Here is a 23,822-nt window from a genome sequence, read left to right as displayed (position 1 = left end):
CGATAATCCCGGACCCATGGCCAGATTCCCTCTGCTGCTGGCCGCGCTGCTGATCGCCGCTCCCGTCCGCGCCGACGAGGCCTCCTCCCGGCTCTTCGCCGACTACTGGGCGGCCCAGATGCGCCTCTCCCCCCTGCTCGCCACGTTCTACGGCGAGCGCGGGCACGACGACCGGCTCGACGACAACAGCCCCGCCGGCCGCGCCGAACGCAGGACGGCCGACGAGGCCCTGCTCAAGCGGGCGCGCGCGCTCAACCTCAAGGCCTTGACGCCCGAGGAGCGCCTGTCGGTGGAAGTGATGAAGGCCATGCTCGACGACGAGCTCGACGGCCTCTCGTTCCCGTTCCCGGAGTTCGAGGTCGACCACATGGACGGCGGCCAGTCGTGGATCCCGACCGTCATCCAGACCGCCCAGCCGATGAGGGACGCCGCGGACGCCGCCGCGCTCGAGAGGCGCCTGAAGGCGGTGCCGCTCTACCTCAAGCGCCACCGCGAGAACGTCGCCTCGGGCCTGAAGACCGGCCGCGTCGCCGCGCGCGTCCCGACCGAGAAGCTGATCCGCCAGCTCGAAGAGATGCTCGCTGCCCCCGTCGACGAGTCGCCCTACGCGGAGGCGTGCGAGCGCCTGCCGGAGCCCCTGCTTTCGGAGTGGAAGCCCCGCCTGCTGAAGATCGTCTCGGACGAGGTGCTGCCCGCCGTCAAGGAGCTGGCGGATTTCCTCAAGGACGGCTATCTCGAGAAGACGCGGACCGGCGGGGACATCGGCCTGTCCGCCGTGCCGGGCGGGCGCGCGATGTACCGGCATAAGATCCGCTCCCACACCACCGCGGACAAGTCCGCCGACGAGCTTCACAGGATCGGCCTCGCCGAGCTCGAGGTCCTCCGCGGCGAGATGACGCAGATCGCCCGGCGCGCCGGCCACGCGGGGGACCTGGAGAGCTATCTCGAGACCGTGCGGGCGGATCCCGCCAACTTCTTCAAGACGCGCGAGGAGGTGCTCAAGGACGCGGAGCTCCTCGTCGGCAGGGCGACGGCGAGGCTTCCGGAATGGTTCGGGACCTTGCCGCGGACCGCCCTCGTCGTGAAGCCCGTCGAGGCGTTCCAGGAGAAGAACGAGGCGGCGGCCCGCTACTTCCAGCCCCCGACCGATCTCTCCCGGCCCGGCGCGTACTACATCAACACGTACAAGCCGGAGTCGCGCCCGCGCTTCTCGATGACCTCGCTCGCCGTCCATGAGGGCGTGCCGGGGCATCACCTGCAGATCGCGCTCGCGCTCGAGAACAGGGAGCTGCCGCAGTTCCGCCGCAGCGCCGGCTTCACCGCGTACGTCGAGGGCTGGGCGCTGTACGCCGAGCGCCTCGGCGACGAGATGGGCCTGTACGGGGACGACCTCTCGCGGCTCGGCATGCTCTCCGACCAGGCCCTGCGCGCCGCGCGCCTCGTCGTCGACACCGGGATCCACGCGAAAGGCTGGACGCGGGAAAAGGCGGTCGAGTTCATGCGCTCCAACACCCCGATGTCGCGGGAGGAGATCGAGGCCGAGGTGGACCGCTACACCGTCTGGCCCGGACAGGCGCTCGCCTACAAGGTCGGTCAGCTGGAGATCGCGGCCCTGCGCGACGAGGTCAAGGCGCGCACCGGCCGCCGCTTCGACATCAAGGCCTTCCACGACGCCGTCCTGCGGCACGGCCCTCTTCCCCTGCCCGTGCTCCGCGGCTCGGTCCTTGAGACGTTCCCCTCGAGATAGCGGGGGCCGGTCCGATCACGAAGGTCCTGTTTCGCCGGGGACTTTCATATAATACCGGCGTGGCCGCTCCCAAGAAAGTGCCGCGCCCTCGTTCCCCCGGCGCCTCCGAGCTGTCCTATCACGCCGCGCTGCTGGCGGCCCAGCTGGAAAGCTCTCCCGACGGCATCCTCGTCGTCGATCCGAAGGGGATGATCGTCTCGCGAAACAAGAGGTTCGTGGAGATGTGGGGCATCCCGGAGGCCGTGCTGGCGACCGGCTCCGACGAGCAGGCGATCGCGAGCGTGCTGTCGAAGCTCGTCGATCCGGAGGGCTTCGTCGAGCGGGTGCGGCACCTGTATCAGCATCCGGACGAGAAGAGCTCCGACGAGCTCGCGCTGCGCGACGGGCGGGTCTTCGAGCGCTACTCGAGCCCGGTGGTCGGCGAGGACGGGCGCCGCTACGGGCGCATCTGGAACTTCCACGACATCACCGACCGCGTGCGCCACGACAAGGAGATCGGCGAGAAGACCGAGGCGCTCGCCCAGTCCAACGCCGAGCTCGAGATGTACGCCTACGCGGCCTCCCACGACCTCAGCGCGCCGCTGCGCCGGATCATCGGCTTCGGCGACCTCCTGGAGGCTCGCGCGAAGAGCAAGCTCGACGCCGGCGACCTCGACTACGTCGAGCGCATCAGGCGGTCGGCCGCCGCCGCGCTGAAGCTCGTGACCGACATGCTCACCTTGTCCCGGATCGGACGAGACGCCCTCCCCATCGAGGACGTCGACCTGAACGCCGTCCTCGCCGAGGTGAGGTCCGACCTGGCCGCCGAGATCGCCGCCTCCGGCGCCCGCATCGAGGCTGGGCCCCTGCCGGTCGTGCGCGCGCACGCGATCCCGATGCACAACCTCCTGCTGAACCTGGTCTCCAACGCCGTCAAGTTCCGGCGCCCCGACCGGCCTCCCGTCGTGAGGATCGCCGGCCGGCGGGACGGCGACGTCCTGGAGATCACCGTCGCCGACGACGGCATCGGCTTCGACCCGGCGTACGCGGAGAAGATCTTCCAGCCGTTCCTGCGCCTGCACGCCTCCAGCGACTACTCGGGCAGCGGCATCGGCCTGGCGATCTGCCGCCGCGTCGCCCTGCGCTACGGCGGGACTTTGACCGCCGACGGCGTCCCCGGCGCCGGCTCCACGTTCACGCTCCGCCTCCCCGCGGGCCTCCTCGCCCGCTGACCGATAATACCGGATATTCATTTCCGGAATTGCTAGACTCTTCCTACCGCTCTGCGGAGGAGGAGGCGAACGATGAAGCCCGCGATCAAAGAACTCATGGACGACCACCAGACCATCCTGCGCATGCTGCGCGCGCTCAACGGGATGTGCCTGCGCCTCGGCGAGAGCAAGACCGTGGCGCTGGCCGACCTCGACGCCGCGCTCGACTTCATCAAGGTCTTCGCCGACCACGCCCACCACGGGAAGGAGGAGGACCTCTTGTTCCCCGCGATGGAGGAAGCCGGGTTCCCGCGCCAGGGCGGCCCCATCGCGGTGATGCTCATGGAGCACGCCCAAGGACGCGCGTACGTCAAGCTGCTGTCCGAGGCGCTCGAACGCGTCCGCGCCGGCGAGACGGCCGCGCTGAAGGACGCCGCCCGCGCCGCCTCGGGCTATTCCGCCCTCCTCGCCGCGCACATCGGCAAGGAGGACGGCATCCTCTACCCGATGGCGATGGAAGCCCTCCCCGAGGCGCGCTGGACGGCTCTTAAGGAACAGTTCGACCGCGTCGAGGCCGAGCGCATGGGCCCCGAGCGCCGGGCCGGGTATATCGCGCTCGTCGATCGATTGCTGGCCGCTTATCCCGCGCCGGAGCTGGCTCGCCCCTCCGGCGGGATGTGCCATTGAGCCCGGACAGCTGACGCCCCCCGCGAAAAACAGCGCCCGCCGGGCCGTCGTGTAGTATGATTTCTTCCATGAACGAACCCAAAGTGGAAGTGATGGGCGAGGAATTCCTCGACCTGCCCGAGGACCATCCCGGCCTCAAGTCGAAGCTGACCCCGGCCCAGCTCGAGATGCGGTGGTACAAGAAGGTCTACCAGGGCGACGACATGCCCCAGCTGACCCTTCGCGCCGTCGTCATGGGCTCGTTCCTCGGCGGCTTCATGGCCCTGTCCAATCTGTACGTCGGCCTCAAGACCGGCTGGGGCCTGGGCGTCGCCATCACGGCCTGCATCCTCTCCTACGCCATCCACAAGACGATGATGGCGGCCTTCCCGCGCTGGTTCCCGACGGAGATGTCCATCCTCGAGAACAACTGCATGCAGTCCACCGCCTCCTCGGCCGGCTACTCCACCGGCGGCACGATGACGAGCGCGATCGCGGCCTACCTGATGGTCACCGGGCACCACATGCCCTGGCCGACCTTGGCCTTCTGGACCCTTTTCCTGTCGGCGCTCGGCGTGTTCATGGCCATCCCGATGAAGCGGCAGATGATCAACGTCGAGCAGCTCAAGTTCCCCAGCGGCATCGCCGCCGCCGAGACCCTGAAGAGCCTCCACTCCAAGGGCGCGGAAGCGGCCCTGAAGGCGCGCTCGCTGGGCCTCGCCGGCGTCGTCGGCGGCGTCGTCGCCTGGCTGCGCGACGCGGGCAAGCCCTTCGCCATCCCCGGCAGCCTGGACTTCCCCGGCTCCATCGGCGGCTACGCCCTCTCCAAGTACACGATCTCCTTCGAGATGAGCACCATCATGCTCGCCGCCGGCGCCATCATGGGCTGGAAGATCGCGTGGTCCTTGCTCCTCGGCGCCTGCATCAACTACGGCGTGCTCGCCCCGTGGATGGTGAGCCTCGGCGCCATCGACGGAACCAAGCTCGGCTACCGGGCCATCGTGACGTGGTCCACGTGGACCGGCGCCTCGATGATGGTCACCTCGGGCCTGTTCATGTTCCTGCTCCAGTGGAAGACCATCGTGCGCGCCTTCAGCGGCATGGCGTCCCTCGTCTCCGCCCAGGGCGCGAAGCGCAAGAACACCGCGACCGAGGACGCGATGGAGGCCATCGAGGTCCCCAGCTCGTGGTTCCTGCTGGGCACCGCGTTGTCGGGCCTGGGCGTCGTCGCCGTGCTCTACTTCGCCTTCGAGACGCGCTGGTGGATGGGCTGCGTCGCGGTCCTCATGACCTTCTTCCTCTCCATCGTGGCCTGCCGCGTGACCGGAGAGTCGGACACCACGCCGATCGGCGCCATGGGCAAGATCACCCAGCTCGCGTTCGGCTTCCTGGCTCCCGCCGACATCGCGACGAACCTGATGACCGCCAGCGCGACGGCGGGCGCGGCCGGCGCGTCGGCCGACCTGCTCACCGACCTCAAGAGCGGCTACCTGCTCGGCGCCAACCCGCGCAAGCAGTTCATCGCCCAGTTCCTGGGCATCTTCGCGGGCACCCTCGTCGTGATCCCGGCCTTCTATCTGCTCGTGCCGACGGCCGCGTCCTTGGGCACCAACCAGTGGCCCGCCCCGTCCGCGCAGGTCTGGGCGGCGGTGGCCAAGCTCCTGGCCACGGGCATCCACGCCCTGCATCCCACGGCCCGCAACGGCATGATCATCGGCGGCATCCTCGGCATCCTCATCCCGCTCGTCGAGAAGAGCCTCCCGAAATACCAGAAGTACATCCCCTCGGCGACGGGCCTGGGGCTGTCCATGGTCATCCCCTTCTTCAACTCCCTGTCCATGTTCCTCGGCGCGCTGATCGCGCTGATCCTGGAGGAGAAGAAGCCCGCGTTCGCGGACCGCTACATCATCACCGTCAGCTCCGGCCTCATCGCCGGCGAGTCGCTGATCGGCGTGGCCGTCGCGCTGCTCGCGGCGACGGGGATGCTGAACTAGCCGCCGCGGATGTCCCCCATCGCGGCTCTCGTCGTCGACTGGGCCATCACGGCGCTGTGGCCGCTGATCGGCGCGTTCGGGATGACGCATTTCTCCGGAGCGCTCTTCGCGACCGGCGGCCTGGTCGTCGGCCTGGCCGCGATGTCCCCGTGGCTGCTGGCCAAGGGCCGCTGGCGGCGCGTCGTCGCGCGGGAGATCGCCCCGTCGCTGGCGATGATGGGACTGTGCAGCGGCGCGGCCACGGTCATCTATATCTCCGCACTCGCGCACACGACCCCCGCCAACGCCGCGATCGTCGCCCAGGTCGAGGTCCTCTACTCGGCCGCGCTGACCGCGTGGCTGCTCGGCGAGCGGCCCACGCTCAAGCTCACGCTCGCGGCACTCCTGGTCATGAGCGGCACCGGCCTCGTCATGATGCACGACCTCTCCTCGCCGCGCTGGAAGGGCGACCTGATGATCCTCTGCACGCCGTGGCTGTATCAGCTCTCGCACATCTTCGCCAAGCGCCTTCCCCGGGACCTCGACGCGCTGACCTTGTCCGGCGGGCGCGTGTTCTACGGCATCCTGACGATGATCCCGGTCTGCCTGTGGACGCTCCTCCACGACGGCCGCTGGTCCTGGTCGCCCGAGGCGCTCGGCTTCCTCGTTCTGCAGGGCCTGCTCATGTCGTCTCTGAACTTCGTCCTCTGGTACATGGCGATCCGCAACATGGACCTCTCCAAGGCGACGACCTTCATGCTCTCCTACCCGGCGCTGACCCTCGTGTTCTCCTGGGCCCTCGGCCGGGACGCGATCCAGGGCGTCCAGATCATCGGGCTGGCGTGCTCGTTCTCCGGGGCGGTCTGGACCGCTCGCCTCACCCAGGAGGCGCGTCAGCACGCCGCCGAAGCCCTCCCCGTCGCGCTATAATCCCCTCATGGACAAGAAGCCCGTTCCCTTCAAGAAGACCGTCTTCGTCTGCGTGAACGTCCGCCATGGCGGGCGCGTCGCCTGCGGGAACCCCGGCCGCGGCGGAGTCGAGCTGTGCGAGTCGCTCAAGCACGCGGTCAAGGAGAAGGGCCTCAAGGGCAAGGTGCGCGTCGCGAAATCAGGCTGCCTCGACCTGTGCGAGCAGGGCCCCAACGCCTTCGTCTATCCCGGCGGGGAATGGCTCTCCGGGGTGACCGCGGCCGACGTGCCCGAGATCATCAAGAAGCTGGAGGACTAGGACGACGATGCTCGCCGGACTCGCCGTCGCCCTCGCCGCCGCGGCCTCGGCCGCGCCGCTGACCCTGCCCGAGGCGATGCGCCTCGCCGTCGAGCGCTCCCCCGAGGCGGCCGCCGCGCGCGCGCGCCGCGATTCGGCCGCCCTCGAGGAGCCGCTGCTGCTCTCGAACCTCGACCCCAAGGCGCTCGGCTCCTACTCCTATCAGGACGACCGCGCGCCGCGAACGGCGCCCGCGTTCCAGGGCGCGCGCGCGCGCACCGAGCGCTGGGAGACGGGGCTGTCCCAGACGACCCTGCTCGGCACCGAGGCGAAGCTCGTCTGGCGCGGCGAGCGCCTCGTCAACCCGTCGGCCTTCCGGCCGGTCGACCCGACCGTCGACTCCCGCCTCGCGTTCGAGCTCAAGCAGAGGCTGCTGCGCTACTTCTGGGGCCGCCCCGACGTCGCCCGGCGCTCCCGCGCCCGCTCCGGCGCGGCCGCGGCCGCCGCCGACTTCGCGCTCGCCCGCGCCGCCGCCGCGTCGGCGGCCGCCTCCGCCGTCATCGAGCTGCGCGCCGCCCAGCGGCTCCAGGTCATCCGCGAGGAGGCGGTGGCGGACGCGCGGCTCCTCCTGAAGCGGACCGAGGAGAAGCGCCGCTACGGCACCGCCGAGGCCTCGGACAAGCTCCAGGCCCAGGCCGCCCTCGAGTCGGCGGAGACCGAGCTCCTGCTCGCCCTCTCCGCGCGCGAGCGGGCCCGTCATGCGCTCTCCGCCGCCCTTCGCGCCGAGGGCCCGGCGCAGGACCTCGAGGTCTCGACCGCCGCCCCGAGCGGGCTGCCCGCCGACGCGGACCTCCCCCCGGGCGAGACCGAGGCGCTCGCCGCCCGCCCCGACCTCGCGAGCGCCCGGAGCCGGCGCGACGCGCTGCTGTGGGCCGCGCGCGTCGCGGACCTCGACGCCCTGCCGGACCTCTCGCTCGACGCGTCCTACGCCTTCGGCGGCCTCGACTCGACCTACGGCGGCGCGTGGAGCGACATGCGCGGCTGGCGTCACCCCGTCGCGGCGGTGGGCATGAGCGTCGTCGTCCCGCTGACCTTCCGGCAGGAGCGGCTCACGCGCCGCCAGGCGGCCCTCGCCCTCTCCGCCGCCGAGGCCGAGCTCGCCGGCGCCGAGAACGCCGCCCGCCGCGCCTGGCGCGACGGCCGGGAGACCCTGTCGCTGTCCCGCCGCCGCCTCGCGGCCGCCCGCCGCCTCGAGGCGATCGAGCGCGACAAGCTCGCCGCGGGCGAGTCCGACTTCCGCAGCGGCCGGGCCACGACGGACCTGCTCGTCCGTTTCCAGCAGGACCTGCGGCGCGCGCGCGCCGAGCTCACGCGGGCCGAGACCGACGAGGCCCTCGCCCTCCTCGAGCTCGCCCGCCAGGCCGGCGTCGCCGGAGGCCCGTGATCCAGTTCTTCCTCCGCCGCCCCGTCCTCTCCAACCTCATCACCTTCGTCCTCTGCGTGATCGGCGGCTGGCACTTCTTCACCTCGCGCCGGGAGGCCTTCCCGGACATCAAGTTCGACATCGTCCTCGTCAGCACCCCCTATCCCGGCGCCTCCCCCGAGGAGGTCGAGACCCTCGTCACCCGCAAGATCGAGGACCAGGTCCGTGGCGTCTCCGGCGTCGACCGCGCGGAGAGCTGGTCCCTCGAGAACCTCTCCATCATCGTGCTGCGCCTCGACGAGGACCTCACCCAGCGCGAGAAGGACAAGGCGGTCAACGACCTCTACCAGGCGGCCCAGCGCGTCGAGGACCTGCCCGACCTCGCCGACAAGCCGATCGTCCAGGAGCTGACCGCCGACCGCCCGCTGATCACCCTCTCCGTCGCCGGCGGCACGGACGAGGAGCGGGACCGCTTCGCCGAGGAGCTCAAGGACCAGGTCGAGGAGCTCGACGGCGTCTCCCGCGTCGCCTTCAAGGGCGATCGCGAGCGGGAGGTCCTGGTCGAGGTCGACCGCGAGAAGCTCGCGCGCCACCGCCTGACCATGGGCGAGGTCGCCGCCGCGATCCGCGGCCGCAACGTCGACCGCTCGGCCGGCTCGACCTGGGCCGGCACCCTCGAGAACTGGGTGCGCGTGCGCGGCGCCGTCTTCACCCCGGAGGAGGTCGGCTCCATCGTCGTGCGCGGCAACGAGGCGCGCGAGAACCTGCGCGTGCGCGACCTCGCCCGCGTCGCCGCCGGCTTCGCGGAAGGGGCCATCCGCACGCGCGCCGGCGGCAAGCCCTCGATCGAGCTCCACGTCAGCAAGCACAAGTCCGCCGACGTGATCGAGCTGACCGGGCGCGTGATGAGGCTGCGCGACGAACAGGCCGCGCGGGCCGCGGCGAAGGGCCTGGAGCTCGTGATCTCCGACGACGTGAGCTTCTTCGTCAAGCGCCGGCTCAAGGTCATGACCGGCAACATGCTCCAGGGCGGCTTCCTGATCCTCGCCGCGCTGTTCCTGTTCCTCGACTGGCGCCTGGCCGCGGTCGCGGCGCTGGGCGTGCCGATCTCCTTCGCCTCCGCCCTCGTCTTCGCCGTGCCGCTCGGCTTCACCTTCAACCTGATGTCCCTGCTCGCCTTCATCATCGTCCTCGGCATGCTCGACGACGACTCCGTCGTCGTCGCGGAGAACATCTACAAGCACCTGGAGCGGGGCAAGGAGCCGTTCGACGCCGCCGTGGACGGCACGCGCGAGGTGATGTGGCCCGTGCTCGGCTCGGTCATGGTCTCCTCGTGCGCGTTCCTGCCGTTCGCGATGATGACCGGCATCATGGGCAAGTTCCTGTTCATGATCCCGGTCGTCGTCATCATGTGCTTCGCGGCGAGCCTGTTCGAGGCCTTCTTCATCCTGCCCGGCCACGTCCTCGAGCTGCTGCCGTTCGGCAAGCCCGTCGGCGAGAGCGCGGGCGGGCGCTGGTACCTGGCCGGCGTGGGCTGGTACCGCCGCGCGATCACCTGGGTGATCTCCCACCGAGGCAAGTTCGCGCTGCTGCTGCTCGCCTTCCTCCTCTTCACCTCCGGCGTCGCCTACTGGCGCCTGAAGTTCGTCCTCTTCCCGGAGGGCCTCATCGACCAGTTCTTCATCCAGGTCGAGATGCCCCCGGGGACGAACCTTGAGGCGACCGAGGACGCCGTGCGGCACGTCGAGAAGGCCGTCGCCGGCCTGCCTCCCTCCGAGCTCGAGGTCCAGACCGCGGCCGTCGGGCTGAAGGGGCAGGAGGATCAGGAGCGCCTCGGCACCAACTACGGCCAGGTGCGCGTGTACCTCACCCCCGAGGAGAAGCGCCCGCGCCGCACCAAGGAGATCGTCGCCGACCTGCGCGCCCGCATCGGCCTGCCGCCGGGCGCGGCCGGCGTCACCATCAACGAGCTCGCCCCGGGACCGCCCGTAGGCGAGGCGATCATGGTGCGCGTGCGCGGGCGCGAGCCCGCGGTCAACCGCGAGATCGCCCTCGAGATCAGGGCCTACCTCCAGTCCCTGAAGGGCGTCTCCGACATCCGGGACTCCCTCGAGGACGGCAAGTGGCAGTGGCGCGTGATCCCCGACGAGATCGAGGCCGCCTTCGCCGGCGTCGACGCCGAGAGCATCGCGCGCGACCTGTTCTACGCGGTCGACGGCATGAAGGCCTCCCGCATCCAGCTCCCCGACGAGGAGGTCGAGATACGCCTGCGCCTGAAGCCCGAGCAGCGCGACTCGCCGCAGGACCTGCTCGGCCTCGACGCCCTCAATCCGAAAGGTCAGGCCGTGCGCCTGTCGCGCGTGGCCCGCATCGAGGAGAAGCGCGGGGCCCCGTTCCTGCCGCGCTACAACTACAAGCCCGCGGTCTCCGTCTACGCCGACGTGGACGAGGAGGTCGTCACCTCGCGCGAGGCCAACCGCCTCCTGAAGGAGAAGTTCGCCGACGTGCCGAAGCGCTTCCCCGGCTACGAGCTGGTCTACGGCGGCGAGGAGGAGGAGACCGCGAAGTCGATGCGCTCGCTCGCCCGCTCCTTCGGCGTCGCGGTCATGCTCGACTTCGTGATCCTCGCCGTGCTTTTCGGCTCCTACGTGCAGCCCTTCATCATCCTGCTGACGGTCCCGATCGGCCTGATCGGCGTGGTCTACGCGCTGCTCGTCCACGGCCAGCCGGCGTCGTTCATGGCCATGCTCGGCGTCGTGGCGATGACGGGCGTCGTCGTCAACAACGCCATCGTGATCGTCAACTTCATCAACGAGAAGCGCGCCGCTGGGGTGCCCGTCGAGCAGGCCGCCGTGGACGCCGGGGCGGAACGGCTGCGGGCCATCTTCGCGAGCTCGATCACGACCTTGCTGGGGCTGTTCCCCACGGCGTACGGCTTCGGCGGCTACGAGCCCTTCGTGGCGCCCATGGCGCTGGCTCTCGCCTGGGGCCTGACCTTCGCGATGCCGATGACGGTGTTCCTCATCCCGGCGGCGTACGTGACGGTGGACGGGTGGATGGCGTGGGTCAAGGCGCGCTGGGCGCGCTTGCTCAAGCGCGCATGATCCGCCCGCGCGCCATGCCGGCGAGCTAGAGGCTGCATCCGACGACCCGGATAAGCTCCGAATCCTCGGTCAAAAGAATCGTCTTAAAGGGTATGCGCTCGTTCTTCCAGGAATGAGATTCTTGGCCGATGTCCCTGAGGATGTGGGTCAGTTTATAGTAAAGGTTAGGATCGGACTTCCAAAGGCGATCGATGGATTTGACGATCAGGACATAGCCCGTGGAATCCGGCAGATAACGCAGGCAGTCGATCAGGGCATCCCAATTACGGCCGTAGGGCTCGGGAAATTCGAGCGCCTTGCCGAAGGCCTCGATGATTCCCGAGGGGCTCAGCGAGTCCGCCAAATCGATCGTTTGATGAAGGAATCCCAATCGAGAGGCCGCTTCATGCGCTTCGCGCTCTCGATCCGAGGAAAGGCAGCAGACGTGTTCTTTTTCGGAATCGGCGAGACGATCGGAGAGAGGGCGTGAGTAAGATGTCATGGTAAGGGGATGAAAGTATAGTAGTGATCGGGAGAGAAGTACATCTCTCCCTTGCCTCCAACGATGAGCCTCTCAAGACCTCTCTGCCCATCCGCGCCTGGAACGGTATATTCCGTGTAGTAACCATCCGGCCTCTCGGGCAGATGGCCCGGACCCTGATTTTTGAATGGGGTTCCGTCCTTCTTATACGGATTCTTGACCTGTGAACGAATCCGCTTGATCACCTCGCGTATGCGCTTCCATTGACTTTCGGTGATGTCCTCGGGCGTCCGCCCATTCGACGAGATGGGCTCATCCGGCGACACATCACTGCCCCGAGCCGTGTCCGCGCCGGCCCGCATCAGCAGGGGGGCGGCCGCCACCGCTCCTGCGACAGCGGCTTGTGTCACGGAGATACCGCTCCCGGCGGCGACGGAACCCGCGGCGGGCCCGCCGGCCGCAGCGAGCATCATCCCCCCGCCCCCGACTCCGGCCGCCGGTAAAATCAACCAACCGGCGACTGCGACGGCGACGACGCCCGCGGCGATCGTCGTCTTGGGATTCTCTCTGACGAATTCCTCTGCTTTGAAATACAGATTAGCCGCTCGGTCAACCGCCTGATCCTCGGTCTTCTGCACGAATTCCCCGGCCTCTTCGCGGGCGTGCTTGAGTGCGAGGCCGAAGCCGATAAGCGTAAGGCTTCCCCCCAAGGCATAAGGCAGCCACGGCATGCCGCGAGATGACGTCTGTGTGGAGTCATGGTAGACCTCGGGTGGAGCGGACGAGGGACCGAGCCGGATGGCCGGCTTCAGCGGCCGTTCGTCGAGGGGACGCTCCGGGTTCAAGCCCCCGACCTCTCCGCTCGGGACGACGGAGCCGGCGGTCTTCACCGGGGCGCCGCGCCCTTTGGAGATCTCAAGAACAGCTCTGGCGTCGAGATCACTTGGGTTGATCTTGAGGGCCTGCTCGGCCAAAGAGGCGCTCGCGGCGAAGTCCCGCTGCTCGAGCTTCGCCGAGGCGGCAAGGACCAGTCCCTGGGTGCCCTTCGGGTCCCGCTCCTGCAGCGTCAGACCAGCCCGCACGCCGGGCTCGGCAGCTCCGAGGTGAACATACGCCCGACTGAGGTCGGCGAGCTCAGCGTCGGTCAGGGAGCCCCGATCGAGAGCGTCGAGCCCGACGCGGGCCGCGGCGCGCGTCTCCGGCGGCATCGGGTCGATGAGCTCTCGGAGCGACGAACTGATCCCCTTCGCAGGTGTAACGGAGCCGCGCGCTTCCATCAAGACGCGGCGAACGGCGGAATCTCCGGCGGGAGTAGCGATGTTTTTGGCGGATGAGACCGCCGCGAGAAAGGCGATTGCCGCCAAGCGAAGAATCATAATCTATCGACTAGGGTAACCCCGCATTCGGGGAGAGTCAAGCCCGTCTAACTGTTTCCGGAAACAGTTCGATGGAGGAGCCCTCCGACCGCTTTATCTCGTCTTGGCGGTCAAGAAAGCCGCTTCGCTGAGTGGAGCGCGCGGCCGTTCTTGCGCAGCCAGCGGCGGTGGGACCGGTGACCGGGGCACAAAGTCTCGACGACGGCCCAGAAACGACGGGAATGGTTCATCTGGGCGCGATGGGAGAGCTCGTGGACGATCAGGTAGTCGAGGACCGGATCCGGGGCGAGGGCCAGGCGCCAGGAGAAGTTGAGGTTGCCCTCTCTCGTGCAAGAGCCCCACAGCGTGCGCTGGTCCTTGACGCTCACTCGGTTGAAGGTTACCCCCAAATAGGGGGCCCAGTACTCCGCCCTTGAACGGAATAACGCCACAAGATCCTCCTCGGGAAGACCGGCTTTCAGGGGAGCATCGACGGCAACGGAAGGGATGAGGACGGACGGGAGAGCCTTACGGGGAACGGGCGTCTGGGGAACGGCGATCGGGGCGGGAGCTTCGGCCTTCGGCCGGACGGATTTTCGCGGGCCGAATAGCTCGGGCCAGTCGTTCTTTAAACCTGACAGGAAGTCGCGGACTTCCGACAGGAGAGAAGGACTCGAGGTGGGCTCCACGACGAGATTTTATATCATCCGGGCATGCCCCCTGCCGAGAATCTCCTCGAGGAAAAGCTGGCGGAGTTGGAGCGCCGCTTCACCGACTCCGCCCGGGAGATCCAGGAGCTCCGGAAGCTCCTTCCCAAAGCGGCGCGCAAAGAGATCGCCGAGATCAAAGACGAATGGCACGGGATCCACTACAAGTGGTGGATCGGCACTTTGGCGGGCGTCCTGTTCCTGTTCTGCCTCTCCTACGCGCTCTATACCAAGCTCGGCTGGGTGGCGGATCAGCGCGCTTTGCCGGTCGGCAACGACTGGCTGCTGAGGCGTCTGCCGCTCGTCAACACGTTGCCGATCCTGTCCTGGGGCTGGTTCGGGCTCCATCTGTACGCGGCGGGCGCGGCCGTCGCGTATAACCCGCGGCGCATCCCCTTCCTCCTTTTCCTCCTGACGGTGTACATGGTGGTGCGGACCGCGTTCGTGTTCCTGTCGCCGATCGGGGCGCCGACGGACATGGTGGACATGAGGCTGCACGACGCGATCTTCTCGCGCATACTCGGCACCTGGACCTTCACCAACGAGTTCGTGTTCTCAGGGCACACCGCGATCCCGTTCCTCTTCTTCCTCTGGTTCAAGACCCCGGGGCTCAAGCGCCTGATGCTCGGGGGCTCCATCGTGATGGCGGTGGGCGTGCTGCTCTCGCGCAACCACTACACGGTGGACGTGATCGCGGCGTTCTTCACGTCCTACTCCGTGTACGCGCTCTCGCGCGCGCTCTACAAGACCTGGCTCGAGCCCCTGTTCAGGACGACTTCGGTGTGAGCGCCTTCGGGCGGAACACGAAGGACAGGAGCAGCGCGCCGGCGGCCAGCGCGAGGAAGACGGGAAGACCGAAGGCCAAGCCCAGGCCCTCCATCGAGTCGGCCCAGAAGTGGGCGACGATGGGGATCAGCAGAAGGCCCGAGCGCTTGTACATCCAGGCCAGCACGACGCCGAGGACCGAGCGCGCGACGAAGCCCGCCCAAGTGAAGGCGTAGGCGCCGGCGGCGAGGCCGGACGAGGCCGCGGGGTCTCCCAGCCCGAACCAGCCCAGCATCGCGCCCCAGTCGATGTAGTGCACGCCGGAGAAGATCAGGGCCGAGCCGATCGCGGCCGTCCAGAAGGCTTTTCCGGGCTTCAGGCCCCGCTTGTCGAGCCAGCCGTTCATCGATTTGAACAGGCCCCGCCGGAACACGTACTCCTCGAGCAGGCCGACGATGACGAAGTTATAGAGCACGAGGTCCACGCCCGCGGTCAGCATCTTGGCGAGGATGCCGGGGGCGGGCTCGGCGCCCGGGGCGATGGCGTTGATCGCCCAGAAGGTCAGGTCGCCGATGGCGTAGACGACCAGGCCCCAGACGAGGCCGGCCGAGAGGATGCGCCCGGGCGATTTCGGCCGCTGGGCCCCGTCCTCGGCGTTCCACCAGGAGCCGATCTCGCTCAGGCGCAGGCCCGGGGACTTGAGCTTGAACGCGAGAAAGACGAGCCCGGCCACGGCGACGCCACCCCACACCGGGGGCAGGCCGACGAGGGCGCCCGCGGCGCCGAACTTGATCCACGCGCCGAGGCGCGCGGCCTCGAGGGAGAACATCGTCAGGATGGAGCGCAGGGCCAGCGGCGCCAGGAAGGAATCCGAGCGCCAGGCGGTCCAGAGCACGCCGGCCTCGAGGGCGAGGCTCACGAGGATGATGAACGGGGCCGAGGTCAAGGTCATCAGCACGGCGGCCGACGCGCCGAGCGCGGCGGCTCCGGCGAGCCACGGGGCGGCGCGGCCGGCGCCGAGCTTGCGGGCCAAGGCCGCGACGCCGAAGAACAGGGCGACGCTGCCGGCCTCGGCGGCGAGCGCCATCGGCAGGTAGGTTCCCAGCAGAGCCGTCAGGGGGATCATGGCGGCGGCGGCGGGAGCGGCGGCCGCGGCCTTGAGGCCGAGAAGGAGCATGCCGCCCTTGGCTAAGGCGGCGCCGACGAGCATCAGAAGCAGGGAAGGAGCCATCCAGTACAGGCCAGTGCGCAGGCCGCCGAGGGCCCAGTCGCGGAAGGACGACCACGAGGAACCGCCGACGCGTTTCTCGAACGAGCGCTGGGCGGCGGCGCTGTCGCGGGCCGCGGCCCAGGCGGCCTTGAAAGAAGAGAAGGAGCCCCCCGCTTTGGCGGGAGGGCCGCGAGGAACGTCGGGGGCGGAACCGGGGGAGCGCCAATACCGGGAGGCGGCCATCGCGGCGAGGCCGGACCAGGCGAAGGCGCCTTTCCAGACGACGACAGCGGCGGGCATCAGAGCGGGGACGGCCGCGGAGATCAGGGCGACGCCGACGAAAGAGGCGCCGGCGATGAGGAACGACTTCGAGAGGGCCGGGCGTCCGGGGACGGGAGCCGGGGCGCGGGGAGCGGGGACGACGTCGCGGGATTCGGGGGTCGAAGCGGCGGACCGGACCAGGGAAAGGCTCGAGAACGAGCGCTGGAACGACGGAGCGAGGACGCTGTCCTCGGGGGTACGGGGGCTCCAGTTCGCGACTTCGTCGCGGACGACCGCGACGGCCTTTTCTGAGCGGGTGACGGGAACGGCGGGGCCGGTTTTGAGAACGCTTAACGGATTAACGACCATCTTAACGGCAACGGAGGGGGTGACCTTGCGGGACCGGACCTCGATGGAAGCGGGCGCGACGAGCGGGAGAACGGATTGAACGGCGTTGCCGGCGGATATCTTGACCGCGGTCGGTACGGGTGCCGCCGACAAGCCTTGAACCGATAACGACACGGAATTCGATGGCAGAACGGCATTCGTCGTCGGCCCAGGAATAACGGCAGAAATTGCCGCTGACGCGGCGCCGGCGGAGGAGCCTTGGGCGGCGACGGCGCCGACCTTCGTCTGGGCGACGGCGGAGAGAGGATTGAGGGCGAGCCATACGGCGACTAAGGAGGACCAATGCTTCTTCACATCCTTAGAATAGCCCCCCTGCGCCTGATCTACCTGAGCCTTCGGTCCCCCTCCCATTTGCCGAAAGGCCCACCCCAATTGGGCCCAAACCACCCATCGACACCACACAATCGCCCCCCCCGCCGGGCGGCCTATCGCCTCTTATCTGACGGGCTCGAAATCCTGGATATTTATTGGTTTTGGCTGTACAATCCGAGGATGGCCGAATCTATGCCGGAATTGAGCGGGTCAGCCTAATACTCGTTCGGCGGCCCATCAAGTATTAACGGAACGGAGTGCGGAGGCGCATGAATAAGACCGCAGGACTCGTTGTAGCTCTTGCACTCAGCACGGCTCTGGCCGCAACGGCAAAAGGACCACCGAAGGATCCGTGTAATTCCAAAGAAGGCTGCGTTCCGAACGAAGAGACGGCAATCGCCATCGCCGTGGCTGTCTGGAATCCTATTTACGGCAAGGAAAAGATTGAAAGCGAAAAGCCGTTTCACGCCCGGCTATCGAAAGGAGTTTGGACGGTGGAAGGAACGCTCCCGGAAGGATGGAAGGGCGGAACGGCGGAAGCTCTAATCGCGAAAGACGACGGGCGCATTCTTAGGGTCACGCACTACAAATGATTGAACAACGTCTTCTTGCCGTCCTCGGCCGGCCGAACCATTGGCTTGACCAGCCGGCGGCCTCGTTTGGTTGGACTGTTGAAGCCGCCGCTGGTCAGCCCCTGCGTTACGCGCATCGCGAGCAAGCATCGATATGAAGCCATGATAACGGCGCTACTGATCGCAAATCTCCTTCTCGTGACCGCATATGCCGCCGAAAAGCGGGAATTCTACGGACCGGCGCTTGAAGACTACAAGGCCACCGAGAAGGATTTTCTCATGCTCGAGGCGGCGATAGCGGGAGCCCTGCAAACCGAAGCAAGATTATTCCCTGGCGGGATCACCGGCGTGGATGTCATCATGCAGGACACGAGCGATTTCTATATCTATTCTCGCAACTTGTCCTACCCCTATCCCAAGATCAAGCGCTGGCGAAAGTATCAAGTCTACCGGCTGCCCCACAGGCGACCGCAAGAGCACGAAATGTGGGGCTGCGCGGGCGGACCACCGTCGGTCATGGAGGTGGATGACCGGCGGATCGTCGCTGAATACAGCATACGCTGCGCGCCATGGGGATCGTTTCGACGCGCCCAAACGCGAAAACGCAGCTACTATCGATTCGAACAAGCCTATCTAGCCACGATGATCCACGAGTACGGCCACCAATATGAAGAGCAGAAACGACTGGACCCGACTCCCTTGATGGCGTCGGTCCAGAGTCTCTCGCGATCCGCCGCTGTTCCCAAAGAGGTCGAACGCGAGTCGATGCAGCGTGAAGCCTTCGCGCAGGCATGCGAGCTGATCGGCGCCAAGGAGCGCTACCCGGATCACTACCGCCGCATGGTCGCCGACGCCAAGGGTCGGTCTCCGTCGAAAACCGATGGGCACCGCGAAGCTCTCGTTCTGGCTGTCGACATGCTCGAGAAAGGGACGGCGTTGGAGCCTGAAAGATGAACGACGACGAAAGCACTGCCCTCGAAACGGCGAAACAGTTGGGGATACCGTACGCTTCGCACGCGAACAGGATCCTCGTGATGCAAAGAGATCAGGGCCTGAAGGCAATGGTCCCGGAAGTGTTTGCCCGGGAAGACCTCGTTCTCCCGTTGTTCATCGACGGGAAGGTCCTGGCCGTCGCGATGGCGGACCCGACGGATCGAGCTCTTATCGCTCGGCTCGAACGGGACTCCGGCTTGGATGTCCAGCCGTTCATCGCGACCAAGAAAGAGCTGACCCTTGCGATCGACGAATCATATGCGTAAACTCCCAGAGAGCCGAACGGATGGCCGAGGAACCAATGACCCGCTCAGATGACCTTCACCGATTGCCGACGGACCTGCCCATTCCCGCCGATGACGGCGCGGCCCGCCATTTGGCCGGCATGACTCTTCCCGACATCGAGCTTCCGTCCACCTCCGGCAAGAAGGTGAACCTGGCCCGGCTCGGAACGTCCTGGACCGTCGTCTACTGCTACCCGAGGACCGGGCTCCCGGGCCAGAACCCCCCCGGCGGCCTGGACGAGTGGAACGCGATCCCCGGCGCCCGCGGCTGCACGCCTCAGTCCTGCTCCTATCGCGATCACTACGCGGCCCTGACCGGTCTCGGCGCGCGAGTGTTCGGTTTGAGCACGCAAACCTCCGAATATCAAAAGGAAATGGTCGAACGGCTGCACCTTCCCTTCGATGTGCTCAGCGACCATGAGCTCAGGCTCACTCAGGCTCTCCGCCTGCCGACGTTTCATTTCGGCGGCCAGACGATGACCAAGCGGTGCACTTTGCTGATCAAGGGTGATAAGATCGAAAAGTGCTTCTATCCGGTATTCCCGCCGGACAGCGACGCGGAAAAGGTGCTGGACTGGTTGAAAGGGCGCTGATCCCGTGAGATTCCTCGTACTCCTCATCCTATCGATGGCCGTCGTCAGCCTCATGATAGTGCTCGTGATGACCGCGGTCCGGGAGGCGGAGAAGCGCGCGCCGATCCATCCCAGGACGAAACGGCTCCTGTCGCCGTTCCGGCGCTGGACCGTGCTGCCCGCCGTCATGCTCTACCTCATCAGCTGGGTCTACGCGCGGACGACGTTGAGCCGGTTCGTCGTCGACATCCCCCCGCCTGCTCCCGGAAGACCCGCCGCACCCCCCTTGATCGCGGGCGCGGCATAAATTCGTAACAGCAATCAGGCAATATTCCTTTGCGCGGCGCCGACGCGTCGAACGACCATGGATAACCGCCCTGAGCCGCCGCAGTTCCCCGACCAGCCCCCCGGGGAATTCGACGCCTCGACCGTCAACGACCTCGACACCGCCCGCCTGGCCCTGCGCTGGGCGCTGGAGCGCCTGCACCGGCTCGGCGCGGAGCTCAACGAGGCCCGGCAGGAGGCGGCCAAGGCGCTCAAGTCGCGCGACGAGGCGGCCCTCGATTCCCGCGAGAAGGACGAGACGGTCAAGCGCTGGCGCGAGACGGTCAAGGCCTGGGAAGCGTCCATCTCGGACCACAAGAAGATGGAGGACGCGCTCCGCGAGGAGCTGAAGCGCGAGATGTCCCGGGAGCAGGACGCGCATGTAAAGGAGGAGCGCCTCCAGCTGTCGATGCAGATCGACGCGCTCAAGCGCGAGATCGCCGCCCGCGAGGCCATGATCGGAGGACTGCGCCGCGAGGTCATCGACGCGGTCAAGGACGCCCGCCAGGACGCCGAGCGCGAGCTGCAGGCCGCGCTCGCGCACCAGGAGAAGGCGCTGTCCGACACCAAGACCTCCTTGCTCGAGCGCCTGAAGATCCAGACCGACGCCATCCGCTCCAAGGAGAAGGACCTCGAGAGCCAGCAGCGCCTGCTCGACGAGCAGATCAAGACGAAGGAGGGCGAGTTCCGCCGCCGCTACGAGCGCGACATCGAGGACCTGCTCAAGCACAACCGCGAGGCGCTGGCCCGCGAGGAGCACGCGCTCGGCGAGAAGTTCGAGGCGAAGATCGCCCAGTTCGAGGCGCGCCTGCGCCAGAAGGAGCACGCGCTCGAGGACCATCGCCGGCACCTCGACGAGGAGCACGCCAAGCGCACCGCCGAGCTCGACCGCGTCTATCAGCACAAGAACGAGGCGGAGTGGGGCCGCCTGCAGGAGCGCCTGGAGGCCGAGCGCCGCTTCCTCGAGGAGCACTACCGCGAGAAGGAGGCCCGCCTCGACGAGTCGCTGCAGGAACGGAATAAAGCCGTCCTGGCTCATCACGAGAAGCAGGAAGCCGAGCTCGTCGCGAAGTACCAGCAGCTCCAGGATCAACTCGTTCTGAAAGAAAAGGACGTCTGGAAGCAGCAGCAGAAGCGCATCGAGGACATCCTGGCCAAGAGCCGCGCGGAGCTGGCGAGCCAGCGCGCGGAGATGGAGGCCGAGTACGCCGCCCGCGACGCCGCGCTCAACGAGCGCCTGCGAGAGATGGAGGGCGGGTACCAGAAGAAGGAAGAGGAGATATTCCACCGCCAGCAGGAGCTGCAGGACCACTACCGCGCGAAGGAGGAGGAGCTCGGCCGGCGCTTCCTGCAGATGCAGACGGAGTGGACCGAGCGCGAGAAGCAGCAGTGGGAGGCCCACCAGGCCAAGCTGCGCGAGAGCCTGGCCCAGAGCCGCCAGCGGCTCGAAGACGAGCGCGGCGAGCTCGAGGCCCGCTACCGGGTCAAGGAGGAGGAGCTGGCCGCGCAGCGCGCCGCCGACGTCCAGGCCGCCGAGAAGGCCCGCGCCGAGATGGAGGCCGAGCTCGCCAAGCGCCAGGCCGAGATCGACGCCTCGTTCTCCGGACGCTGGGCCGAGCGCGAGCGCCGGCTGCAGCAGGAGCACCGCGACTCCCTGGAGCGCGCCCGCGCCGAGTTCGGCGAGCAGTCCGCCGCCGAGCGCCGCGCGATGGAGGCCGCCGCCTCGAAGCGCGAGGAGGAGCTGTCGCTCTCCTTCATGGGACGCGAAGCGGAATTGCGCCGCGTGCTCGCCGCCGAGCAGGCGCGCTGGAAGAAGGCCCACGACGACGCCGCCGAGGCGCTGCAGCAGCAGCTTCTCGACCAGGCGCTCAAGCAGGAGGCCCAGCACGAGGCGCAGCACGAGGCGAAGCTGCAGGCGCTCGAGGAGCAGTTCCGCCGCCGGCTCGCCGACGAGCTCAAGCGCCAGGAGACGAAGCAGGCCGCCCTGACGCGCGAGGCCGAAGGCCGCGCCCGCTCCGAGCGCGCCCACGCGGAGGAGGTCGCCGCCGCCGAGCTCGACGCCAAGCGCGCCGCCCTCGACGAGGAGCGCGAGACGCTGCGCCGCCAGGCCGCCGAGACGCAGACGCGGCTCGAGGCCGGCTTCGCGGAGAAGGAGCGCGCGCTGCGCGAGGCCGCGTTCGCCCGCGAGGCCCAGGTGAAGACCGAGGCCGCCGCCCAGGAGGAGCGCTACCGCAAGACCTATGAGGACGCCGTCGCCCGCGAGCGCGCCGTGCTCTCCGAGCGCGCCGCCGGGCTCGAGGCGTCGCTCAAGGACAAGTACGCCCGCGCGCAGGCCGCCCTCCAGCTGGCGTGGACCTCACGCGACAAGGAATGGGCCGCCCAGCGCGAGGCCATCTTCCGCGCCGAGCGCGAGCGCCTGGAGGCCGCGTTCCGCGAGAAGGAGTCGGCCGTCACCGCCCTGCGCCAGGAGCTCGAGCAGCGCTTCGAGCTGCGCGTGTCGGAGCTCGACGCCCAGCACGCCCGCAAGGCCGCCGCGCAGGAGGAGTCCTGGAAGCGCCGCCAGCAGGAGCTCGACACCCAGAGACTCCAGCTCCAGATCGAGGCCCGCGACCGCGAGGCCGCCGCGCAGACCCTGCGCGCCGACCTCGAGGGCCGCATGCAGAAGGTCATCGACGAGCGCATGGCCGAGCTGGCCCGCGCCGAGTCCGCCCTCCAGCAGGCCTGGATCCGCAAGGAGAGCGAGATGCAGGAGGAGCTCTCGCATCGCGAGGCCGTCTGGCTCAAGGCCCAGCGCGACACCATCGAGCGCGAGCGCAAGCAGTGGGAGGACGAGCGCGACGTGGAGCTGCAGCAGCGCCGCCGCGAGCTGGAGGCTTCTCTCGCGCAGCGGGAGAAGCTCGTCGAGGAGGCCCTGCGCGGCCGCATGAAGGAGACCGACGCCGCGCTGATCGCCAAAGAGCGCGAGCTGATCGCGACCTACGAGGAGCAGGCCGCCCGCGCGCGCGCCGAGTTCGAGCACTCGCTGCGCGAGCGCGAGGAGGCTCTGCGTCTGAAGGCGCGGGAGACCGCCGAGCGCGAGTCGACCGCGCTGCGCGAGGAGTCGGAGCGCCGCGAGGCCGCCGCCGAGCTGCGCCGCCGCGACCTGGAGAAGTCCTTCGTCGAGCGCCGCGCGAAGCTCGAGGACGACTTCGAGCGCCGCCGCCGCGAGCTCGAGTCGGGCCTCGGCTCCGAGCGCGAGACCCTGCTCGCCTCGCACGAGGCGCGCGTCAAGGAGCTCGAGGCCGAGAAGACCCGCCAGGGCTCCCTGCTCGCCCAGAAGGAAGCCGAGATCTCCGAGCGCTACGGCGAGCAGGAACGCCGCCTGCGCCAGGAGCTCAACATGGCGAAGATCGAGTACGCCTCGCAGTTCGACGACAAGCTCCGCAAGCTCGCCGAGGAGCGCGAGGCCCTGCGCAAGGACTACGAGCAGAAGCTCCGCGACCTCGAGAACCGCCGCAAGCCCGGCGCGTAGCCTCCCCGGCGGCCGCCGCATTCCCCCTGCACGGCGAACGTCCTCTTTGTCCGATTTCAATTTCCCCCTCGGGGGTTTTGAGCACAACTGTGATCAAAACCCTCGTCGAGAGGATCAAGGATTGAAATGTGAGAGCCTGGCGAGCGGTCCCCGCCAACCCGTTAAACGGACAGGTCGGGACGACGAAGGAAGAGAAGGCGGAATTCCGCGTCCTCTCCCCAGGCGAGCCGGACGGCCTCGAGATAGGCGCGTCCCTGCTCGGCGTACTTGCCGCGGATCTTCGCCGCGGAGCGCTCCTCGACCTTCTCGCTCTTGAAGTCGGCGACGACGAGCCGTCCCTTCGAGCGGTACACGAGGTCCGCCGCGCCGCGCACGACGGTGTCGCCGTCGGCGTAGGCGAACGGCACCTCCCGCCCCAGAATCTCGGCCCCCGCCAATTCCTCCGCAGCCGAAGACGACAGGAAGGTCTTCAGCACGGAGGCCGCCTCGCGCTCAGCCTGCGCCCAGCGCGGGCCGGGGGAGCGGCGCTCGAGCAGGGCCCGCGCCGCCGCGCAGGCCGCGGCCGGGTCCGCGGTCGAGGCGAAGTCCCAGCCCTGGAGAGTGAGATGGCACAGCTGGCCGACCTCGACGCCCGTCGGGCTCCCCCCCGGCTCGTCGGGCGCGGCTGGACGCTTCGGCGCCTCGCGCAGGTAGGCGGTCGCCGCGCGGGACCGGGGCGTCTCGGCGCCGGCGCGCAGCGCCGCGCGCCCGGCCCAGGCCCGGGCGGTCGCGGCCGCGT

The 23,822-nt window shown here is 68.3% G+C and carries 20 protein-coding genes; 15 read left to right on the top strand and 5 right to left on the bottom strand.

Annotated elements, in window-relative coordinates:
- Window positions 1-16: 16 nt before the first annotated feature.
- The 8 genes from HYV14_12925 to HYV14_12890 all read left to right on the top strand — a co-directional run bounded on the left by HYV14_12925 (window position 17) and on the right by HYV14_12890 (window position 11,310).
- The gene (locus HYV14_12925) at window positions 17-1,747 is read left to right on the top strand and encodes a DUF885 domain-containing protein (protein MBI2386892.1); all 1,731 of its coding nucleotides are present in this window, start codon (window positions 17-19) and stop codon (window positions 1,745-1,747) included.
- A gap of 59 nt (window positions 1,748-1,806) precedes the next feature.
- Window positions 1,807-2,958, top strand: coding sequence for a PAS-domain containing protein (locus HYV14_12920; GenBank protein ID MBI2386891.1), 1,152 nt, complete (start codon window positions 1,807-1,809; stop codon window positions 2,956-2,958).
- Window positions 2,959-3,030: 72 nt separating this feature from the next.
- Window positions 3,031-3,624, top strand: a complete 594-nt coding sequence (locus HYV14_12915) for a hemerythrin domain-containing protein (protein MBI2386890.1) — start codon at window positions 3,031-3,033, stop codon at window positions 3,622-3,624.
- 68 nt (window positions 3,625-3,692) lie between these two features.
- Complete coding sequence (locus HYV14_12910; GenBank protein ID MBI2386889.1) at window positions 3,693-5,597, top strand: OPT/YSL family transporter; 1,905 nt, start codon at window positions 3,693-3,695, stop codon at window positions 5,595-5,597.
- 9 nt (window positions 5,598-5,606) lie between these two features.
- Complete coding sequence (locus tag HYV14_12905) at window positions 5,607-6,506, top strand: DMT family transporter (protein MBI2386888.1); 900 nt, start codon at window positions 5,607-5,609, stop codon at window positions 6,504-6,506.
- 7 nt (window positions 6,507-6,513) lie between these two features.
- Window positions 6,514-6,804 carry a (2Fe-2S) ferredoxin domain-containing protein gene (locus tag HYV14_12900; protein ID MBI2386887.1) on the top strand — a complete coding sequence of 97 codons (291 nt, stop codon included), beginning with the start codon at window positions 6,514-6,516 and terminating at the stop codon, window positions 6,802-6,804.
- A 7-nt stretch (window positions 6,805-6,811) separates the two neighbouring features.
- Window positions 6,812-8,227 (top strand): TolC family protein, encoded by a 1,416-nt coding sequence (locus tag HYV14_12895; GenBank protein ID MBI2386886.1) that lies wholly within the window; start codon window positions 6,812-6,814, stop codon window positions 8,225-8,227.
- Window positions 8,224-11,310 carry an efflux RND transporter permease subunit gene (locus HYV14_12890; GenBank protein MBI2386885.1) on the top strand — a complete coding sequence of 1,029 codons (3,087 nt, stop codon included), beginning with the start codon at window positions 8,224-8,226 and terminating at the stop codon, window positions 11,308-11,310. The genes HYV14_12895 and HYV14_12890 overlap by 4 nt, the downstream gene beginning before the upstream one ends.
- Window positions 11,311-11,335: 25 nt before the next feature.
- Here the strand turns inward: HYV14_12890 and HYV14_12885 are convergent, their stop codons facing one another.
- The 3 genes from HYV14_12885 to HYV14_12875 form a co-directional block, all read right to left on the bottom strand.
- Window positions 11,336-11,791 (bottom strand): barstar family protein, encoded by a 456-nt coding sequence (locus tag HYV14_12885; GenBank protein ID MBI2386884.1) that lies wholly within the window; start codon window positions 11,789-11,791, stop codon window positions 11,336-11,338.
- Window positions 11,788-13,134 carry a hypothetical protein gene (locus HYV14_12880; GenBank protein MBI2386883.1) on the bottom strand — a complete coding sequence of 449 codons (1,347 nt, stop codon included), beginning with the start codon at window positions 13,132-13,134 and terminating at the stop codon, window positions 11,788-11,790. Before HYV14_12880 ends, HYV14_12885 begins: the two co-directional genes overlap by 4 nt.
- Before the next feature lie 122 nt (window positions 13,135-13,256).
- Window positions 13,257-13,577, bottom strand: coding sequence for a M48 family metallopeptidase (locus tag HYV14_12875; GenBank protein ID MBI2386882.1), 321 nt, complete (start codon window positions 13,575-13,577; stop codon window positions 13,257-13,259).
- 261 nt (window positions 13,578-13,838) lie between these two features.
- Between HYV14_12875 and HYV14_12870 the strand changes: the two genes are divergently transcribed.
- Window positions 13,839-14,618 carry a hypothetical protein gene (locus HYV14_12870; protein MBI2386881.1) on the top strand — a complete coding sequence of 260 codons (780 nt, stop codon included), beginning with the start codon at window positions 13,839-13,841 and terminating at the stop codon, window positions 14,616-14,618.
- On the opposite strand, the gene HYV14_12865 is transcribed toward HYV14_12870, so the two are convergent.
- Window positions 14,599-16,770 carry a CPBP family intramembrane metalloprotease gene (locus HYV14_12865; GenBank protein MBI2386880.1) on the bottom strand — a complete coding sequence of 724 codons (2,172 nt, stop codon included), beginning with the start codon at window positions 16,768-16,770 and terminating at the stop codon, window positions 14,599-14,601. The two genes, HYV14_12870 and HYV14_12865, sit on opposite strands and share 20 nt — an antisense overlap.
- 287 nt (window positions 16,771-17,057) lie before the next feature.
- Here HYV14_12865 and HYV14_12860 point away from each other — a divergent pair, with 287 nt between their 5' ends.
- Genes HYV14_12860 through HYV14_12835 form a run of 6 tightly spaced genes read left to right on the top strand, consistent with a single transcriptional unit; the run spans window position 17,058 to window position 23,044 of the window.
- On the top strand, window positions 17,058-17,381 hold the full coding sequence (locus tag HYV14_12860; GenBank protein ID MBI2386879.1) for a YbbC/YhhH family protein: 324 nt from the start codon (window positions 17,058-17,060) through the stop codon (window positions 17,379-17,381).
- On the top strand, window positions 17,382-18,314 hold the full coding sequence (locus tag HYV14_12855) for a hypothetical protein (protein MBI2386878.1): 933 nt from the start codon (window positions 17,382-17,384) through the stop codon (window positions 18,312-18,314).
- Window positions 18,311-18,619: a hypothetical protein gene (locus HYV14_12850; protein ID MBI2386877.1), complete on the top strand. Its 309-nt coding sequence runs from the start codon at window positions 18,311-18,313 to the stop codon at window positions 18,617-18,619. The genes HYV14_12855 and HYV14_12850 overlap by 4 nt, the downstream gene beginning before the upstream one ends.
- 35 nt (window positions 18,620-18,654) lie before the next feature.
- A complete protein-coding gene (locus HYV14_12845; protein MBI2386876.1) occupies window positions 18,655-19,230 on the top strand; it encodes a peroxiredoxin in 576 nt (191 codons plus the stop codon).
- A 4-nt stretch (window positions 19,231-19,234) separates the two neighbouring features.
- Window positions 19,235-19,516, top strand: a complete 282-nt coding sequence (locus HYV14_12840) for a hypothetical protein (GenBank protein ID MBI2386875.1) — start codon at window positions 19,235-19,237, stop codon at window positions 19,514-19,516.
- Window positions 19,517-19,573: 57 nt separating this feature from the next.
- Window positions 19,574-23,044, top strand: coding sequence for a hypothetical protein (locus HYV14_12835; protein MBI2386874.1), 3,471 nt, complete (start codon window positions 19,574-19,576; stop codon window positions 23,042-23,044).
- Window positions 23,045-23,205: 161 nt separating this feature from the next.
- On the opposite strand, the gene HYV14_12830 is transcribed toward HYV14_12835, so the two are convergent.
- Window positions 23,206-23,822: PD-(D/E)XK nuclease family protein (locus tag HYV14_12830; protein MBI2386873.1), on the bottom strand; the 617-nt coding region annotated here is incomplete at its 5' end.

The sequence above is a fragment of the Elusimicrobiota bacterium genome, assembly GCA_016182905.1.
GTDB lineage: Bacteria > Elusimicrobiota > Elusimicrobia > UBA1565 > UBA9628 > GWA2-66-18.
This window is presented reverse-complemented; position numbering and strand designations above follow the sequence as displayed.

Bases quoted from the DNA above. Each gene is read 5' to 3' on its own strand.
- HYV14_12925 (MBI2386892.1), top strand. From the start codon at position 17: ATGGCCAGATTCCCTCTGCTGCTGGCCGCGCTGCTGATCGCCGCTCCC.
- HYV14_12915 (MBI2386890.1), top strand. From the start codon at position 3,031: ATGAAGCCCGCGATCAAAGAACTCATGGACGACCACCAGACCATCCTG.
- HYV14_12910 (MBI2386889.1), top strand. From the start codon at position 3,693: ATGAACGAACCCAAAGTGGAAGTGATGGGCGAGGAATTCCTCGACCTG.
- HYV14_12905 (MBI2386888.1), top strand. From the start codon at position 5,607: ATGTCCCCCATCGCGGCTCTCGTCGTCGACTGGGCCATCACGGCGCTG.
- HYV14_12900 (MBI2386887.1), top strand. From the start codon at position 6,514: ATGGACAAGAAGCCCGTTCCCTTCAAGAAGACCGTCTTCGTCTGCGTG.
- HYV14_12895 (MBI2386886.1), top strand. From the start codon at position 6,812: ATGCTCGCCGGACTCGCCGTCGCCCTCGCCGCCGCGGCCTCGGCCGCG.
- HYV14_12885 (MBI2386884.1), bottom strand. From the start codon at position 11,791: ATGACATCTTACTCACGCCCTCTCTCCGATCGTCTCGCCGATTCCGAA.
- HYV14_12870 (MBI2386881.1), top strand. From the start codon at position 13,839: ATGCCCCCTGCCGAGAATCTCCTCGAGGAAAAGCTGGCGGAGTTGGAG.
- HYV14_12860 (MBI2386879.1), top strand. From the start codon at position 17,058: ATGAATAAGACCGCAGGACTCGTTGTAGCTCTTGCACTCAGCACGGCT.
- HYV14_12850 (MBI2386877.1), top strand. From the start codon at position 18,311: ATGAACGACGACGAAAGCACTGCCCTCGAAACGGCGAAACAGTTGGGG.
- HYV14_12845 (MBI2386876.1), top strand. From the start codon at position 18,655: ATGACCCGCTCAGATGACCTTCACCGATTGCCGACGGACCTGCCCATT.
- HYV14_12835 (MBI2386874.1), top strand. From the start codon at position 19,574: ATGGATAACCGCCCTGAGCCGCCGCAGTTCCCCGACCAGCCCCCCGGG.